This window comes from Pseudocitrobacter sp. 2023LY-00077, assembly GCF_055796175.1.
Genome location: NZ_JBSPEI010000009.1, coordinates 80,383 through 99,154 on the forward strand (window position 1 = coordinate 80,383; position 18,772 = coordinate 99,154).

At 56.0% G+C, this 18,772-nt stretch carries 12 protein-coding genes and 1 pseudogene; 5 read left to right on the forward strand and 8 right to left on the reverse strand.

What is annotated here, in order from left to right; all coding sequences use genetic code 11:
* Positions 1-123: 123 nt before the first annotated feature.
* The 8 genes and pseudogenes from ACWWFX_RS13175 to lrp form a co-directional block, all read right to left on the reverse strand.
* A complete protein-coding gene (locus ACWWFX_RS13175) occupies positions 124-987 on the reverse strand; it encodes a dimethyl sulfoxide reductase anchor subunit family protein (RefSeq protein ID WP_276218008.1) in 864 nt (287 codons plus the stop codon).
* 1 nt (position 988) lies between these two features.
* Positions 989-1,606: pseudogene (locus ACWWFX_RS13180) on the reverse strand (DMSO/selenate family reductase complex B subunit).
* Between the two features lie 10 nt (positions 1,607-1,616).
* Positions 1,617-4,061, reverse strand: a complete 2,445-nt coding sequence (gene dmsA / locus ACWWFX_RS13185; protein WP_473223994.1) for a dimethylsulfoxide reductase subunit A — start codon at positions 4,059-4,061, stop codon at positions 1,617-1,619.
* 200 nt (positions 4,062-4,261) lie between these two features.
* Entirely contained in the window at positions 4,262-5,554 is a 1,293-nt protein-coding gene (gene serS / locus ACWWFX_RS13190) for a serine--tRNA ligase (RefSeq protein WP_015965112.1), read from the reverse strand.
* 91 nt (positions 5,555-5,645) lie between these two features.
* Positions 5,646-6,989 carry a replication-associated recombination protein RarA gene (gene rarA, locus ACWWFX_RS13195; protein WP_276218013.1) on the reverse strand — a complete coding sequence of 448 codons (1,344 nt, stop codon included), beginning with the start codon at positions 6,987-6,989 and terminating at the stop codon, positions 5,646-5,648.
* A 9-nt stretch (positions 6,990-6,998) separates the two neighbouring features.
* Positions 6,999-7,610 carry an outer membrane lipoprotein periplasmic chaperone LolA gene (lolA, locus tag ACWWFX_RS13200; RefSeq protein ID WP_473223995.1) on the reverse strand — a complete coding sequence of 204 codons (612 nt, stop codon included), beginning with the start codon at positions 7,608-7,610 and terminating at the stop codon, positions 6,999-7,001.
* Positions 7,611-7,731: 121 nt separating this feature from the next.
* The gene (gene ftsK / locus ACWWFX_RS13205) at positions 7,732-11,706 is read right to left on the reverse strand and encodes a DNA translocase FtsK (protein ID WP_473223996.1); all 3,975 of its coding nucleotides are present in this window, start codon (positions 11,704-11,706) and stop codon (positions 7,732-7,734) included.
* A gap of 120 nt (positions 11,707-11,826) precedes the next feature.
* Entirely contained in the window at positions 11,827-12,321 is a 495-nt protein-coding gene (lrp, locus tag ACWWFX_RS13210; RefSeq protein ID WP_000228469.1) for a leucine-responsive transcriptional regulator Lrp, read from the reverse strand.
* Between the two features lie 548 nt (positions 12,322-12,869).
* Here lrp and trxB point away from each other — a divergent pair.
* From trxB to infA, 5 genes are all read left to right on the forward strand, one after another.
* On the forward strand, positions 12,870-13,838 hold the full coding sequence (gene trxB / locus ACWWFX_RS13215; protein ID WP_041686280.1) for a thioredoxin-disulfide reductase: 969 nt from the start codon (positions 12,870-12,872) through the stop codon (positions 13,836-13,838).
* Positions 13,839-13,954: 116 nt separating this feature from the next.
* Complete coding sequence (cydD, locus tag ACWWFX_RS13220; RefSeq protein WP_473223997.1) at positions 13,955-15,721, forward strand: heme ABC transporter permease/ATP-binding protein CydD; 1,767 nt, start codon at positions 13,955-13,957, stop codon at positions 15,719-15,721.
* Positions 15,722-17,443, forward strand: a complete 1,722-nt coding sequence (cydC, locus tag ACWWFX_RS13225; RefSeq protein WP_473223998.1) for a heme ABC transporter ATP-binding protein/permease CydC — start codon at positions 15,722-15,724, stop codon at positions 17,441-17,443. It begins immediately after the preceding gene.
* Positions 17,444-17,482: 39 nt separating this feature from the next.
* Positions 17,483-18,187 carry a leucyl/phenylalanyl-tRNA--protein transferase gene (aat, locus tag ACWWFX_RS13230; RefSeq protein ID WP_473223999.1) on the forward strand — a complete coding sequence of 235 codons (705 nt, stop codon included), beginning with the start codon at positions 17,483-17,485 and terminating at the stop codon, positions 18,185-18,187.
* A gap of 271 nt (positions 18,188-18,458) precedes the next feature.
* Entirely contained in the window at positions 18,459-18,677 is a 219-nt protein-coding gene (gene infA / locus ACWWFX_RS13235) for a translation initiation factor IF-1 (protein ID WP_002211347.1), read from the forward strand.
* Positions 18,678-18,772 lie beyond the last annotated feature (95 nt).

Genomic DNA, 18,772 nt, shown 5'->3' on the forward strand with positions numbered 1-18,772 from the left:
TTTCATTGTTTTTATTCGTTTATTACCGGAACATGTCGGAACGATTGGTCGAAAAATTTCATGATAAAAAAGCATTAAAAAGCCAGGACGCAATGCCCTGGCTTTTTTTATACCCACAATAACTTAGCTGGCAATCGCCATGCCGACGGTCATATGCAGGCCGTAGAAAACGCCACGGCCAATCAGCTCACCCGCAATGACCAGCACCACGGCAATGCTCAGCAGCGGCAGCGCCGGTTGATAGCCTCTCAGCTGCGGCGCAACCCAGCACACCAGCGCCAGGGCAATCAGCACCACGCGCCAGGCCATCAACGAACCGTAATCCGGCACCAGTGCTGACGCCTGCTGAATAGAGCTGTGAATCGTCGCCAGTTCAGCGCCCTGCATCAGGGCAACCACCACGCTCACCACCAGCGCAACGATGCTAACGGCAGGCAGCAGACGCATCGCCCAACCGGTGACATCGGCCGCACGCAGCAGCAGGTAGCCCAGCAGCGGGCCACCAATAAACAGTGTCAGGAAGAAGCTCATCGGCGTCCAGACGCTGTACCAGGTCGGCACGGTATCAATGCTGTTGTACACACGCGCCATCATCCAGACGAATACCACGCCCAGCACTGCGGTGACAATCAGCCACAGCCCACGCAGCGCTGGCGACAGTTTTTTCATCATCGCCAGCAGCCAGCCAAGGCCACCGACCGCAAAGAAGATTGCGCCGCTGGCAATTTCATTACTCAGCGCCGACGAACCCACGCGGTTGAGCGAGTTGAATGCGCGCATTGGGGAACCCAGATGCAGCGTCGATGCGATAAATGCAATGCCCATCAGCACCCACAGCGCAAACATCCCGGTCACCACGCGCTGCTGCGCGTTAGGACGTAAATCGCCCTTCAACAGCGCCAGTGCCAGCACGATAAACGCACCTACCACACATTGACCAAAGACCGTGAAGATCATCAGCGGCCATTCATGCCATCCACTACCCATCTCACACCTCCTTCGGATTGGCTAAGTAGCCAGTGGTATCGCCGGTTGGGCGACTGTTGGCATTCGGCTTAATGACGATGCTCGGTTTGGTGAAGTGCGCAGACGGCAGCGGCGCAACGGCGGCAAGATTACCGTGTTTTTTGCGCAGCTCGTCAATCGGGCCGAAATCGAGCGCGCGCAGCGGGCAGGATTCCACACAGATTGGCTTTTTACCGTCTGCCACGCGGTCGTGGCAGCCATCGCATTTCGTCATGTGCCCTTTCGCTGCGTTGTACTGCGGCGCGCCGTATGGGCAGGCCATATGGCAGTAGCGGCAGCCGATGCAAACATCTTCATCGACGACCACAAAACCATCTTCGCGTTTGTGCATCGCGCCGCTCGGGCAAACCTTGGTACAGGCTGGATCTTAACAGTGGTTGCACGAAATAGAGAGATAGTAAGCAAAGACGTTCTGATGCCAGACGCCGTTGTCTTCCTGCCAGTCGCCACCTGCGTATTCGTAAATACGGCGGAAGCTGACGTCCGGGCCTAAATCTTTGTAGTCTTTACACGCCAGCTCGCAGGTTTTGCAGCCGGTGCAACGACTCGAATCAATATAAAAACCATATTGGGTTGTCATCGATTACTCCTTACACCCTTTCAACCTGAACGAGATTTGTGTGTGACGGGTTGCCCTTCGCCAGCGGCGATGGACGCTGCGTCGTCAGAACGTTGATACAGCCCGCCTGATCCACACCTTTAGCATCCGGGTCATACCATGCCCCTTCGCCCAGTGCGACAACGCCCGGCATCATACGCGGCGTGACTTTCGCCTCGATGTGTACTTCGCCACGGTCGTTAAAGATGCGCACACGATCGCCGTTGGCGATACCGCGTTTCTTCGCATCCAGCGGGTTGATCCACATTTCCTGACGGCAGGCCGCTTTCAGCACTTCAACGTTGCCATAGGTAGAGTGAACGCGGGATTTATAGTGGAAACCAGTCAGCTGAAGCGGGAATTTCTCGGTCAGCGGATCGTTATAGTTTTCAAATCCCGGGGTGTAGATAGGCAGCGGATCGATAACATCGCCTTCTGCCAGTTCCCAGGTTGCGGCGATTTTCGCCAGTTCCTGAGAGTAAATTTCGATTTTGCCCGATGGCGTGGTCAGTGGGTTGGCCTGAGGATCTTCACGGAAAGCCTTATACGCAACGTGATGTCCTTCAGGATCGCGCTGTTTGAAAATCCCCTGCTTGCGGAAGGTGTCGAAGTCCGGCAGCTCAGGAATTGCTTCGCGCGACTGTTCATACAGATGGCGCATCCACTCTTCCTGGCTACGGCCTTCGGTAAACTGCTGCTCCACGCCCATCCGTTTGGCAAGCTCTGTGGTCATGTCGTAGATAGTTTTGCACTCGAAGCGCGGTTTAATCGCCTGGTCAGCAAAGATGACGTACGACATGTTGCCGCAGGACGCATCCAGCGCGAAGTCCATCTGTTCAGACGCGGTGCAGTCCGGCAGGATGATATCGGCGTATTTCGCGGACGAGGTCATATGGCAGTCGATCACCACAATCAGCTCGCACTTCTTGTCATCCTGGAGGATCTCGTGGGTGCGGTTGATTTCCGAGTGCTGGTTGATAATGCAGTTGCCCGCATAGTTCCAGATCATTTTGATCGGCACGTCGAGTTTATCTTTCCCGCGCACACCGTCGCGTAGCGCCGTCATTTCCGGGCCACGTTCAATTGCATCGGTCCACATAAACATGGAGATGCTGGTCTGAATCGGGTTTTCCAGGGTCGGCATACGGACGAAAGGTAAAGAGTAAGACCCTTCACGGGCACCAGTATTGCCGCCATGAATACCGACGTTACCGGTCAGAATAGAGAGCATGGAGATCGCACGGGTGGCGATTTCACCGTTAGCATGACGCTGCGGGCCCCAGCCCTGAGAGATAAACGCCGGTTTAGCGGTCGCAATTTCACGTGCCAGCTTCACAATGCGCTCTACCGGAATACCGGTGATAGAGGATGCCCACTCCGGCGTTTTCGCCACGCCGTCGTTGCCCTGACCGAGGATATAGGCTTTATAGTGCCCATTGGCTGGCGCGCCCGCTGGCAGCGTTTTCTCGTCGTAACCGACGCAGTATTTATCGAGGAACGGCTGATCGACCAGATTTTCGCTGATCATCACCCACGCCAGTGCAGAAACCAACGCCCCGTCGGTACCTGGACGAATAGGGATCCATTCATCTTCACGCCCGGCGCCGGTATCGGTATAGCGCGGATCGACGATGATCATGCGCGCATTCGATTTCTGACGCGCCTGTTCAAGGTAGTACGTCACCCCACCGCCGCTCATACGCGTTTCGCCAGGGTTATTACCAAACAACACGACAAGTTGGCTGTTTTCAATATCAGACGGGCTGTTGCCGTCGGCCCAACCGCCGTAGGTGTAGTTCAGACCTTCCGCAATCTGCGCAGACGAGTAGTCACCGTAATGGTTCAGATAACCGCCACAGCAGTTCATCAGGCGGGCCACCAGGGTATTTCCCGGCGGCCAGGAGCGCGTCATGGTGCCGCCCAGCGTACCGGTACCGTAGTTGAGATAGATAGATTCGTTACCGTACTCTTTGATCAGGCGCTGCATGTTGGTGGCGATGGTATCGAACGCCTCTTCCCAGGTGATGCGCTCAAATTTCCCTTCGCCACGTTTGCCTACGCGTTTCATCGGGTATTTCAGACGGTCTGGATTGTAGACGCGGCGGCGCATTGAACGCCCGCGCAGGCAGGCGCGAACCTGGTGTAAGCCGTCGTAGTTATCATCACCGGTATTGTCGGTTTCGACGTATTTGATTTCACCATCCACAACGTGCATGCGTAGCGGGCAACGGCTGCCACAGTTTACGGTACACGCGCTCCAGGTGAGACGCTCAGCGGCAGTTGCCGGGGCTAACGCATCAGCGGCGCTTACCATACGGCTAAACGGGAGCGTGAAGGCACTGCTGGCCATCGCCAGGCCGCCAATTGCCGAGGTTTTCATCAAACCGCGACGGCTGACCTCGGCTGCCAGAATGGCATCGGGGGTCTTAATTTTCATGGATACTCACTTCGTTGCTCACATTGAAAACAATACCGCTATATAGTCATATATATAACGAGATATTTATTTTTTAGTTTTATATGCTGCGGGTTACTTCGAAGGGAGTATTTCTCTTTTGAATGGTTAAGGTATTGCTCAGTATCAATGATGGGCATAAAAAAAGCGCCCGCAGGCGCTTTTTACATAAGAAAGGTGAATCAACCGATATATTCGAGGCCGTTCATGTACGGGCGCAGAACTTCCGGCACCTCAATACGACCATCGGCCTGCTGGTAGTTTTCCAGCACCGCCACCAGCGTACGACCTACTGCCAGGCCGGAGCCGTTCAGGGTGTGCACCAGACGGGTTTTCTTATCAGATTTGCTACGGCAACGAGCCTGCATACGACGCGCCTGGAAATCCCAGACGTTAGAGCAGGAAGAGATCTCGCGGTAGGTATTCTGCGCCGGAACCCACACTTCCAGGTCATAGGTTTTGCAGGCGCCGAAGCCCATATCCCCTGTGCACAGAATGATTTTGCGGTACGGCAGACCCAGCAGTTGCAGCACTTTCTCTGCGTGACCGGTCATCTCTTCCAGCGCCGCCATGGAGTCTTCCGGGCGAACAACCTGCACCATCTCAACTTTGTCGAACTGGTGCATACGGATCAGACCACGGGTATCACGACCGTAAGAACCGGCTTCAGAACGGAAGCACGGCGTATGCGCGGTCATTTTGATCGGCAGGTCGTCTTCGTCGATGATTTCATCGCGCACCAGGTTGGTCAGCGGCACTTCGGCCGTTGGGATCAACGCATAGTTGCTGCTGTCGGCTTCTTCTTCCAGCGGACGCGTATGGAACAGGTCACCGGCGAATTTCGGCAGCTGACCCGTACCGTACAGCGTGTCCTGGTTAACCAGATACGGCACATAGTTCTCGCTGTAACCGTGCTGTTCAGTGTGCAGATCCAGCATGAACTGAGACAGTGCACGGTGCATGCGCGCGATCTGGCCTTTCATCACCACAAAGCGGGAACCGGTCAGTTTCACTGCTGCAGCGAAATCGAGGCCGCTGTGCATTTCGCCCAGCGTTACGTGGTCGCGGACTTCGAAATCGAACTCACGCGGCGTACCCCAGCGGCTGACTTCAACGTTGTCGTTTTCGTCTTTACCGACCGGCACATCGTCGTGCGGAATGTTCGGGATAGTCAGTGCGATATCGCGGATTTCCGCCAGCAGCACATCCAGCTCAGATTTCGCGGCATCAAGCTGCTCACCGAGTTTGTTCACTTCCAGGCGTAATGGCTCGATATCTTCCCCGCGCGCTTTCGCCTGGCCAATGGATTTCGATCGCGAGTTGCGCTCTGCCTGCAGGTTTTCGGTTTCTACCTGCAGCACTTTACGACGCTCTTCAAGAGCGCGAAGTTTATCTACATCCAGCTTAAAGCCCCGGCGTGCCAGTTTTTCTGCGACTGCGTCTGGCTCGGTACGCAGCAGATTGGGATCGAGCATGCTTATCCTGTGCTTATCGAATTAAAAAAGGGAATGCAACCGCAGCCTGCGGTTGCAAAGATACATTGCCAACATTACCGCAACGCCTGCGCTAGCGGTAGCGTTTTGTGCGGCTATTTTGATCCTGTTCAGCGAGCCAGGCGAGCTTTTCGCCAATCTTGCCTTCAAGGCCACGGTTAGTTGGACGATAATAGCGCGTTTGTGCCATTTCCTGCGGGAAGTACTCTTCACCGGCAGCATAGGCATTTGGCTCATCATGGGCATAGCGATACTCCTGCCCATAGCCCATCTCTTTCATCAGTTTGGTCGGCGCGTTACGCAGGTGAACCGGCACGTCATAGTCCGGGCGTTCACGCGCATCGGCCATTGCCGCTTTAAACGCGGTGTAGACGGCATTACTTTTCGGCGCACAGGCGAGATACACGATCGCCTGGGCAATTGCGCGTTCACCTTCCGAAGGGCCAACGCGGGTGAAGCAATCCCATGCTGAAATGGCGACCTGCATCGCGCGGGGGTCGGCGTTGCCAACATCTTCGGAGGCAATCGCCAGGCAACGACGCGCGACGTACAGCGGGTCGCCACCGGCGGAGATGATACGTGCATACCAGTAAAGCGCCGCATCCGGCGCGCTGCCGCGTACCGATTTATGCAGCGCGGAAATCAAATCGTAGAAACGGTCGCCTTTGTTATCAAAGCGCGCGCTGCGCTCGCCGGCGATTTCCGTTAACAGTTCAGGTTTGAGCGTGCGCTTGCCGGAATCATCCACTTCGGCCATATCGGCCATCATTTCCAGCGTATTCAGGGCGCGACGCGCATCGCCATTCACCAGTTCGGCAATTGCCCGGCGGGTATCATCCGGCAACACGATATCCTGGCCGCCGTAGCCGCGCGTTTTGTCTTCCATCGCCTGAGCCAGAACCTGCTCAATATCCTCAGTGGTGAGGGATTTCAGCAAATAGACGCGCGCCCTGGAGAGCAGCGCCGAATTCAGTTCAAACGAGGGGTTTTCGGTTGTCGCGCCGATAAAGGTAATGGTGCCGTCTTCAATGTGCGGCAGAAAGGCGTCCTGCTGACTTTTATTGAAACGGTGGACTTCATCGACAAACAGAATGGTGCGACGACCGGCATTGCGATTCTGTCGGGCGCGTTCAATGGCTTCGCGGATCTCTTTCACCCCGGACGTCACCGCAGAGATGCGTTCGACATCAGCGCTGGCGTAACGGGCAATCACTTCCGCAAGGGTCGTTTTACCGGTGCCCGGCGGCCCCCACAGGATCATTGAGTGCAAATGCCCGGCTTCGATAGCGCGCGGCAGCGGTTTCCCGGCGGCCAGCAGATGCTGCTGGCCGATGTACTGCGCTAAATTTTCTGGCCGCATACGGGCGGCCAGAGGTTGAAAGGTATTATCTGAAAAGTCGAGCGACATGTTGCTCACGACTTACCTCTATTTACGTTGATCGTCCACCGTCACCCCGGCTGGCGGCGTAAAGGTAAACTTAGACGCGTCCACCGCGCCGTTTTGCTGCGATTTCAGCTGATAGCTGCTGCGCTGGTCGTCCTGTTCAATCGCGCTGAACTGATGGATGGTGCCATCGCGACCGACGTTAATGGTGAACTGCTTCAGATTGCCGTTGCTGCCTTTCGGCGTCAGCATGAAGTCATCGCCGCTCTGTTTGATGTTGTACTGCGCCCAGTCGCTGGACTGGTTGCGCGCAATCAGCATAAACGGCGTATTGCCGGTCGCATCGCTCAGACGCGTGGCGGTGGCCTGTTCCACAAACGGGTTGTAGAACCACAGGGTTTTACCATCAGACACCAGAATGCTTTCATCCGGCTGAGTCATGTGCCAGTTAAACAGATTCGGGCGTTTCACCCACAGATCGCCCTGACCTTCCTGTACCGCATTGCCGCTACCGTCAGTCACTTTCTGGGTGAAACTCGCGTGGAAACTGCTCACTTTATCCAGACGGCTTTTCAGGTCGCTGGCAGCATCTGCCCAGACGCTAGTGACAACAAAGCTGGAAAGTAATGCACACGTGATTGCTGCCTTTTTCATCGTTAATCCTTAATAGCATCATGCTCCCGACGGGGAGTCTTCTGTCGCTCACTTTAGGCCTAAGCCCGGCGAGGCGACAGAAGAAAATACTGAATTTTGACTTATTTACCTGGTTTTACGATCACTCAAACGGTGGTGGCGCAAGCACTTCGCGGTTACCGTTGTGCCCTTGCTCGCTCACGATACCCTGCGCTTCCATCTGTTCGATGATGCGCGCCGCACGGTTATAACCGATACGGAACTGGCGCTGTACGCCAGAGATCGAGGCTTTACGTTTTTGCGTCACAAAATTCACCGCCTGATCGAATAACGGATCCAGCTCTTCGCCGCCGTCTAAGCCGCCACCGCCGCCTTCGCTTTCGCTGTCAGAGGTGATGCCGTCAACATACTGCGGACGACCGCGCGCTTTCCAGTCCTGCACCACGGCGTGAACTTCTTCATCGCGCACAAACGCGCCATGGACACGCACCGGCGTGCTGGAGTTCGGCCCGGAGTAGAGCATGTCGCCCATCCCCAGCAGCGATTCCGCGCCGCCCTGATCAAGGATGGTACGGGAGTCGATTTTACTCGACACGGTAAACGCGATACGCGTCGGGATGTTCGCTTTAATCAGGCCAGTAATAACGTCAACCGACGGACGCTGGGTTGCCAGCACCAGGTGGATACCGGCGGCACGCGCTTTCTGTGCCAGACGGGCGATCAGCTCTTCCACTTTTTTACCGACCGTCATCATCAGGTCAGCAAATTCATCCACCAGCACCACGATGTACGGCAGTTTTTCCAGCACCGGATGCGTGGCATCCATGCTGTCGCCCGGTTTCCAGTATGGGTCCGGAATCGGACGGCCCATGCGTTTCGCTTCGGCGATTTTCTCGTTGTAGCCCGCCAGGTTTCGCACGCCCAATGCCGACATCAGCTTGTAGCGACGTTCCATCTCGTTAACGCTCCAGCGCAGGGCGTTGGCCGCGTCTTTCATGTCGGTGACCACTTCCGTTAACAGATGCGGAATACCTTCATAAACGGAAAGCTCCAGCATTTTCGGGTCGATCATGATGAAACGCACATCTTCAGGCTGCGCTTTGTAAAGCATGCTGAGGATCATGGCGTTCACGCCGACAGACTTACCGGAACCCGTCGTACCGGCAACCAGCAGGTGCGGCATTTTCGCCAGATCGGCTACCACCGGATCACCGGCAATGTCTTTACCCAGCACCACAGAGAGTGGCGACGGGTTATCGCGGAAACGTGCGCAGTCGAGCACTTCGCGCAGATACACGGTCTGACGTTTTTTGTTTGGCAGTTCCAGGCCAACGTACGGTTTTCCTGGGATCACTTCCACCACACGCACAGCGACGGTGGAGAGTGAACGGGCCAGGTCGCGCGACAGGTTAGAGATACGCGCCGCTTTTACGCCCGGAGCCAGGTTCAGCTCGAAGCGAGTGATGACCGGGCCTGGAGAGTAGTTCACCACGTCCGCTTTGATACGGAAATCAGCCAGACGTGCTTCAACCAGACGCGCCATTTGTTCCAGCGCGAAGGTATCCACCGGCTCAACTTCCGTTGGCGGCGGAGTCAGCAAATCTAATGACGGCAGCGGCGTAGTCGGCTTAAGCGCCGGACGATCGTCACCGTTGCGCATCAACAGCGGGTGGATCAGGCTCTCTTTAGGCTGCGGGGCCGGTTGTTGCGGCTGCTGAACCTGAGGTTGATAGCCCTGCTGCTGCGGTTGCTGCACAGGTGGCTGCTGATAATGCGGCTGTTGCACTGGTGGTTGCTGCACCTGAGGCTGGTAAGCCTGCTGATGCTGCGGCGGCTGCTGCACAGGTGGCTGCTGATAATGCTGCTGTGTCTGAGGCTGCTGCACCTGCGGCTCCGGCGCTACGCTCGGCGTAAACAGCGGGGCTTTCGGGGTGTCATCAACCAGCGCTTTCGTTGGCGAGAAATCGAAGTCATCCAGCGAGAACGGATGCGCGCCTGCCGGCTGTTCACTGGCATAACGCGACTGCTGGCTGGCGGCAAACTGGCGAGCCAGTTCCGCTTCGGCGGCATCATCTGCGTCGTCTTCAGCGCTATCGATATCGGTATCGCTGCCGTAACGCTGCTGCTGCGTCGCCGCAAACTGACGCGCTAACGCATCCTGTTGCAGCGCATCGGCTTCATCATCGGTCAGGTTGTCGATATCGTCATCGTGCTGATCGCGCTCCACGCCACGGGCACGCTCTTCCGCCATGCGCTGTGACGGCAGTTTGATACCAAAAGACGCCAGCTCGCGGCGAGTAGGCACACGTACGCGGTTAGGCCGCGGCAATTTCGGGCCAATGCCCTCTTTTACCTGTGGGCGCGGGCCATCAACCGGGCTAAAGAGCGGTGCGGCAGCGGCTGCCGTGGCGGCGACTGCGGCAACGGTGGAGGAGGCCTCACGCACGCTGGCGGCAACAGGCGCGACGGCAGGCGTCGGGTCTATCGCTGGCGTAACGGCTGGCGCAATGTGCTGTTCAACCGGAGCCAGCGGCTCAGGAATCGGTTGATACCAGGCGGCAAGTTGCTCACGCTCGCGCGCACGTTTTTCTTCCACCTCTTCGAAATAGTAAAGCGGCGGACGCTGATGCGGTTTCGGCTCTTCTTCTACAACCGGTTCAGGCGCGACAGGCTCAACCTGCGGCTGCTGATAAACTGGCTCCGGCGTATACGGCTGAGGCTGTTGCGGCTGTTCGTAAACAGGCTCTTGCACGTACGGCTGCGGCTGTTGATAGACCGGCTCTGACACATATTGCTGCGGCTGTTCGTACACCGGTTCAGGCTCATACGGCTGATACTGCTGCGGTTGCTGATAAACCGGTTCCTGAACATACGGTTGAGTTTGTTGATAGCCCTGCAACAGCGGGTCATCCTGGTACTGTTGGGGTTGCGCAGGTGGCCAACCTTCTGGCGCTGGCGCAATTGACGGTTCTACCGGATTTGCGGCAGAGATAGTCTGCCACTCGACGCCAGGCTGTGCTGCACCATCGAGCGCGCTCGGCGCTGTCGTCACAGGGTCAGCCGGGGCCGCCCAGGCCTGCGTCGCCGTTGTAGCAGCGGCAGCGGCGGCAATCGGTTCGTTCACGGAATGACCGTTCAGCAGCGGATCGTATTCATCGTTTTCGCTGCGCACTGCACTTGAGCCAGAGAACAGCACATCATCGGCATCCGGGCGCAATGCGGTAGAGCCAGAAAACAACACATCATCAGGATCGGCCTGTACGCCACGGGCGCTGTACTGTACCGCCTCTTCCGGGTCGTCCATGCGTTTACCCGAGAAAAGCGCGGCATCGGTCTTGCGCCCCATCGGGTTTGAGAATTTTTCAGCGATACGCTGACGGCGTGCCAGTGCGCCACGAAGAATACGCGCCCGACGAGACTCACGCTTCGCGACAGGGACATCGTCTTCGTACTCTTCGTCATCTTCGTACTCTTCTTCGTCCACCCAGGTGTCATCCCGGCGCGTACGATTACTGGCGAAGGTGAGAATATTGAGGATCCAGCTACCGATTTTCTCGGCAATGCTGACCCAGGACCAGCCGGTGAACAGCGTTAAGCCCGCCGCCCAGATACATAACAGGGCAATGGTGCCGCCGCTGCTGTGCAGCATCGGTTGCAGCGCGGTGCTGAGCAGGCTGCCAATCACGCCACCGGAGGCAAAGTACCAGATATCATCGGCGTTTATCGCGGCCAGACCGCAGGCGGTGAGGATCATCGCCAGCACGCCAATCAGGCGTAACGAGACCGCGAAGTAATCGATGTATTCATCGCTGGCGCGGTGTCGCCAGGCAAACCAGCAGCCGCCGACGATTATCACCGGAATGGTGTAAGCCATTACGCCAAAAATAAAGAACAGCGTATCAGCAAGCCATGCGCCCGATGCGCCGCACAGATTATGGATAGGTTCATGCCAGGCTGTTTGCGACCAACTGGGATCGGAAGGATTGAAGCTCAGTAGTGCCGCCATCAACCAGATGGCAAAAAGGGAACATAAGAGGAGTAACGCCTCAAGGAGTCGGCGTCCACTGCTCAGTTTTGTCAGTTTGACTTCTTTGTCTTCTGTATATTCCTGGCTCAAGAAAGGCTCTCCAGGTGCCAAATGCTAAAACGGACAACAGCGCCGGGTCTCCCCGGCACTGTTGCTGTATGGATTAACAGGAGTGTAATCAAACTGAGCTGATTTTGCACCTGTTCCGTATTAGCGAGTCTTAATTACCAGACGATTACTCTGCTTAACTTCTTCCATAACAACATAGGTACGGGTGTCGTTCACGCCAGGCAGGCGCAGCAGGGTTTCGCCCAGGAGTTTACGGTATGCCGACATATCCGGTACGCGGGTTTTCAACAGGTAGTCGAAATCACCGGAGACCAGATGACACTCTTGAATTTCTTCAAGTTTTTGTACAGCGGCGTTAAATTGTTCAAACACATCCGGCGCACCGCGATTCAGAGTAATCTCAACAAAGACCAGCAGTGAAGCGTCCAGATAATGCGGGTTCAACAGTGCAGTATAGCCCTGAATGAAGCCCTGACGTTCCAGTCGGCGCACACGCTCAAGGCACGGCGTCGGAGAAAGCCCTACTCGTTTTGAAAGCTCGACGTTGGAAATACGCCCATCTTTTTGCAATTCGTTCAGAATATTACGATCGATGCGGTCGAGATCTTTGCCGGGGCGCTTTTTACTATCTACCATTATTATTGTCTCTCTGTATTCCTTCCCTACTCCTGTCTTGACCCTGTGCACTTCACTGTTCAGAGCCTTAACCCGTTGTCTATGCGCAATCTATTCACTGACGGCGCATAACCCAGGGGTACGTGTATGAGAAGCCCGGTGCCGCAAAGCACCGCTGACATCACGTATGATGTCTGTCCACACCATACGTAGATTTCAGCGAGCCGGGTAAAAATGGTGTTTCAGTGCATTAAAATTCGTAACACTGCCAACACTGCTTTTCTTCTTCCTTGAATGTTTTCGCAAAAGCACAGGGGATTGTCAAAGCAAAACATCGTTTTTTAGTACAACATGCCGGATATTCATTATCAGTGGGGCAAAATTGATAGCAAATCGTCTTATAATTGGGCGACTCACAGTAGGAATAGTTATATTCCCTGTAGTAAAAACCATCAATTCATCGGTTCTTGCTATTGCACATATCGTTAACAAAATCGCTCTGCCCTTTTTTTACGTCAACAAATTCCCTACAATCCAGCCCAATGTCTGCCAACAATTATGGGGATCTCATGGGCACGGCCAAACACAGTAAGCTGCTTATCCTTGGTTCAGGACCTGCGGGATACACCGCAGCGGTCTACGCCGCACGCGCAAACCTGCACCCGGTACTGATTACCGGCATGGAAAAAGGCGGTCAGCTGACCACCACCACAGAAGTGGAAAACTGGCCTGGCGATCCAAACGACCTGACCGGGCCGCTGCTGATGGAACGTATGCACGAGCATGCGACGAAATTCGAAACCGAAATTCTGTTCGATCACATCACCAGCGTGGATTTACAAAATCGTCCGTTCCGCCTGATTGGCGACAGCGGCGAATACACCTGCGATGCGTTAATCATTGCCACGGGAGCATCTGCTCGCTATCTGGGTCTGCCTTCTGAAGACGCGTTCAAAGGCCGCGGCGTTTCCGCCTGCGCGACCTGCGACGGTTTCTTCTATCGCAACCAGAAAGTCGCGGTTATCGGCGGGGGCAACACTGCAGTTGAAGAAGCGCTGTACCTCTCTAATATCGCCGCTGAAGTGCACCTTATTCACCGTCGCGACAGCTTCCGCGCGGAAAAAATTCTGATCAAGCGTCTGATGGATAAAGTGGAAAGCGGCAACATCGTGCTGCACACCCACCGTACGCTCGAAGAAGTGACGGGCGATCAGATGGGCGTGAGCGGTCTGCGCCTGCGCGATACGCAAAACAGCGACAATATTGAAACGCTGGACGTTGCGGGTCTGTTTGTCGCCATCGGCCACAGCCCGAATACGGCTATCTTTGAAGGTCAGCTGGAGCTGGAAAACGGCTACATCAAAGTGCAGTCCGGTATTCACGGTAACGCTACCCAAACCAGCATCCCTGGCGTGTTCGCCGCAGGCGACGTCATGGACCACATCTACCGTCAGGCTATTACCTCTGCGGGCACCGGCTGTATGGCGGCGCTCGATGCAGAGCGTTATCTCGACGGTTTGGCTGACGCGTGTAAATAATCTTTACAAGTCAGTAACAAAGGTAAATAAGGCGACTATAAGTCGCCTTTATTTTTGCCGCGATGTAACATTGCCGTGCCTAAAAATTCTCATTACAAGCACCTGCGAAGCACGCAATGAATAAAAGCCGTCAACAAGAACTCACCCGCTGGTTAAAACAGCAAAGTTTGATCTCCCGTCGCTGGTTGATGATTTCCCGTCTGCTGGGCTTTGTCAGCGGCGCATTAATTATCGCGCAAGCTTGGCTTCTGGCCCGCATTCTGCACCACATGATTATGGAAAATATTCCACGCGAGGCGCTGTTGCTGCCTTTTGTGCTGCTGGTGCTGGTCTTTATTCTGCGCGCCTGGGTGGTGTGGCTGCGCGAGCGCGTGGGTTTCCATGCGGGGCAGCATATTCGCTTTGAAATCCGCAAACAGGTGCTCGACCACCTGCAGCAGGCAGGCCCGGCATGGATTCAGGGTAAACCAGCCGGTAGCTGGGCGACGCTGATTCTTGAGCAGATTGACGACATGCACGACTACTATGCGCGTTATCTGCCGCAAATGGCGCTGGCCGTCTGCGTGCCGCTGCTGATTGTGGTTGCTATCTTCCCATCAAACTGGGCAGCGGCGCTGATTCTGCTGTTTACCGCTCCGCTGATCCCGCTATTTATGGCGCTGGTCGGGATGGGCGCGGCGGACGCTAACCGGCGCAACTTCCAGGCGCTGGCTCGCCTGAGCGGCCACTTCCTCGACCGCCTGCGTGGGATGGAAACGCTGCGTATCTTTGGTCGCGGGGAGGCTGAAACCGACAGTATCCGTGAAGCCTCGCAAGATTTCCGTCAGCGCACGATGGAAGTATTACGCATGGCGTTCCTCTCTTCCGGCGTGCTGGAGTTCTTTACTTCACTCTCTATCGCCCTGGTGGCGGTCTATTTTGGTTTCTCGTATCTCGGCGAACTCAATTTTGGCAGCTACGGGATGGCGGTCACGCTCTCGTCGGGTTTCCTCGCGTTAATCCTCGCCCCGGAGTTTTTCCAGCCATTGCGCGATTTAGGCACCTTCTATCACGCCAAAGCGCAGGCCGTTGGCGCAGCCGACAGTTTAAAAACATTTATGGAAACGCCGCTGGCGCATCCGGAACAGGGTGAGCGAGAAATCAATGATAAAGAGCCGGTCACACTGACAGCGCGGGAGCTTTTCATTACCTCACCGGAAGGGAAAATCCTTGCCGGGCCTCTGAACTTTAATCTGGAGGCCGGGCAGCGCGTGGTGATGGTTGGGCAAAGTGGCTCAGGAAAGAGTTCATTGCTGAACACGCTGGCAGGATTTCTGCCGTATACCGGTTCTTTACAGGTTAATGGCGTGGAACTGAGTCAGCTTCACCCCGATAGCTGGCGGCGCATGATGAGTTGGGTCGGGCAGAACCCGCAGCTCCCGGCCACCACGCTGCGCGAAAACGTTCTGCTGGCCAATCCTCACGCCAGCGAGCAACAGTTACAGGCCGCGCTGGATAACGCCTGGGTCAGCGAGTTTTTACCGCAGCTTCCGCAGGGTGTTGATACCGTCGTAGGCGATCAGGCCGCGCGTCTCTCCGTCGGCCAGGCGCAACGCGTTGCCGTGGCACGTGCGCTGCTGATGCCGTGCCGGTTATTGTTGCTCGATGAGCCCACCGCCAGCCTGGACGCGCACAGTGAGCAGCGTGTCATGCAGGCGCTGACGCGCGCCTCTACCCAGCAAACCACGCTGATGGTGACGCACCAGCTGGAAGAAATTACCGACTGGGATGCCATCTGGGTGATGGATAACGGTCAGATTGTTGAGCAAGGCCGCTATCAGCAGCTTGCCGTAGCGCAAGGGCCGTTTGCGCGGCTGCTCGCTAACCGTCAGGAGGAAATTTAAATGCGTGCGTTACTTCCCTACCTGGCGCTGTATAAACGCCATAAATGGCTGCTGACGCTCGGCGTGGTGCTGGCGATTGTCACCCTGCTGGCGAGCATCGGCCTGCTGACGCTGTCCGGCTGGTTCTTATCGGCCTCCGCCGTCGTCGGCGTGGCTGGCGTCTACAGCTTCAACTACATGCTGCCGGCGGCAGGCGTACGCGGTTCAGCGATTATCCGTACCGCAGGGCGCTATTTCGAGCGTCTGGTCAGCCACGACGCCACCTTCCGCGTGTTGCAACACCTGCGCGTCTTCACCTTCAGCAAATTGCTTCCCCTCTCCCCTGCCGGGCTGGCACGTTTTCGCCAGGGCGAACTGCTTAACCGCATGGTGGCTGATGTTGATACGCTGGACCACCTCTACCTGCGCGTGATTTCGCCGTTAGTCGGCGCGCTGGTGGTTATTCTGGTCGTGACCTTCGGACTGAGTTTCCTGGATGGCACGCTGGCGCTGACCCTCGGCGGTATTATGCTGCTGACGCTCTTTTTGCTGCCGCCGCTGTTCTATCGCGCCGGCAAACCCACCGGCGAGCAATTAACGCACCTGCGCGGGCGCTATCGCCAGCAGTTGACCAGTTGGCTACAGGGTCAGGCTGAGCTGACGATTTTTAACGCCAGCGCACGTTACCGCGAACAGATGGAACAGACGGAAGTAAACTGGCATGACGCACAGCGTCGCCAGTCGGAGCTGACGGCCCTGTCGCAAGCGCTGATGCTGCTGATTGGCGGTTTAGCCGTTATCGCCATGCTTTGGCTGGCCGCTGGTGGCGTAGGCGGCAACACGCAGCCTGGCGCGCTGATTGCACTGTTTGTCTTCTGTGCGCTGGCCGCGTTTGAAGCGCTGGCCCCGGTTACCGGCGCGTTCCAGCATCTTGGTCAGGTGATCGCTTCAGCGCTGCGCCTGACGCAGATTATCGAGCAAAAACCCGAAGTGACGTTCCCACAAACAAAAGCCGCTGTGCCAACGCAGGTTGCGCTACGCTTTGAGAAAGTGACTTTCCGCTATCCGGAGCAGGCGCAGTCAGCGCTGAGCGATATCTCCCTGCAGGTGAACGCAGGCGAGCATATTGCCATTCTGGGGCGCACAGGTTGTGGTAAATCGACGTTGCTTCAGTTGATTACGCGTGCATGGGATCCGCAGCAAGGGGCGATTTTGCTTAATGAACAACCGCTCAGCAATCTGGACGAACCGACACTGCGCCGTACCATGAGCGTGGTGCCGCAGCGTGTGCATCTTTTTAGCGCCACACTCCGCGACAACCTTCTGCTGGCGCGTCCTGACGCCAGCGATGCCGAACTGAGCGCCGTTCTGGAACAAACGGGCCTTAGCAAACTGCTGGAAGATAGCGGTCTCAACAGTTGGCTGGGCGAAGGTGGACGCCAGCTGTCCGGTGGTGAGCTGCGACGCCTGGCAATCGCCCGAGCGTTGCTGCACGATGCGCCGCTGATGCTGCTGGATGAACCCACCGAAGGTCTGGATGCCACGACTGAAAGCCAGATCCTCGATTTACTGGCAGAGCTAATGCGTGATAAAACCGTGCTGATGGTGACGCATCGCCTGCGTGGGCTGGCGCGTTTTAATCGCATCGTGGTGATGGACAACGGGCAAGTTATTGAGCAAGGTACTCACGCAGAATTGCTGTCGCAACAGGGGCGTTATTACAAGTTTAAGCAGCGTTTGTAGGCTATTATTGAGCGATCGGTATTATGAGGTAGTAGAAACATGCGCCTTGTTCAGCTCTCACGTCACTCGATAGCGTTTCCTTCCCCGGAAGGGGCGCTTCGCGAGCCGAATGGTTTACTGGCCTTAGGGGGCGACTTAAGCCCCGCTCGCCTGCTGATGGCCTATCAGCGCGGCATTTTCCCCTGGTTCTCACCGGGCGACCCAATTCTATGGTGGTCGCCCGATCCGCGTGCGGTGCTGTGGCCAGATACCTTTCACATCAGCCGCAGCATGAAGCGTTTTCACAGCCGTTCCCCCTATCGCATCACGCTGAATTATGCGTTTGGCCAGGTGATTGAAGGTTGCGCGCAAGACCGCAACGAAGGCACCTGGATTACCACCGGCATCGTACAGGCCTATCATCGCCTGCACGAACTGGGTCATGCGCACTCTATTGAAGTGTGGAAAGGCGACGAGCTGGTTGGCGGCATGTACGGTGTCTCGCTGGGCGCCCTATTTTGTGGGGAATCCATGTTCAGCCGTGCGGAAAACGCGTCAAAAACGGCGCTGTTGGTATTTTGCGATACGTTTAAGCAAAGCGGCGGAAAACTCATAGACTGTCAGGTGCTGAATAGTCATACCGCCTCATTAGGTGCGGTAGAAATAGCGCGACGCGACTACCTGGAACAGCTCGATATATTACGCATACATCGTTTGCCGGAACATTTCTGGGTCCCCCGGACACTCTTTTCACCGGAAGTGTAAATGTTTTCAGCACAATTTTTGTCGGGATGATATAATTGTGCCCTGAGAGTCGCTTCTGCCTTTTGCCCCGCCGCCGTTTGGGAATCATTCGAGTCAGATCTCCCGCAGTATCCAACCCGATCTGCGTCACTCGCACGCTCTTTTCGCGTGGTGTTGGGGTAATGCGCAAAAACGACTTTCGGCGATTCATTCGCAAAATCTTTACTTACATGATGAAGTTCGGCATTATCTTGCCGGTTAAAAACTATGGTAGTGATACCCCGAGGACTAGATGGCCAAAGAAGACAATATTGAAATGCAGGGTACCGTACTTGATACGTTACCTAACACTATGTTCCGCGTAGAACTTGAAAACGGTCACGTGGTAACTGCGCACATCTCCGGTAAAATGCGCAAAAACTACATCCGCATTCTGACGGGCGACAAAGTGACTGTTGAGTTGACCCCGTACGACCTGAGCAAAGGCCGCATTGTCTTCCGTAGTCGCTGATCGTTCCTGAGCCCTTTTAGTGGCAACCAGATGCTGAAAGGCCGGGTAATCCCCGGCCTTTTCTATTTTATAAAAATAAAAAAACCGGGCTCTCG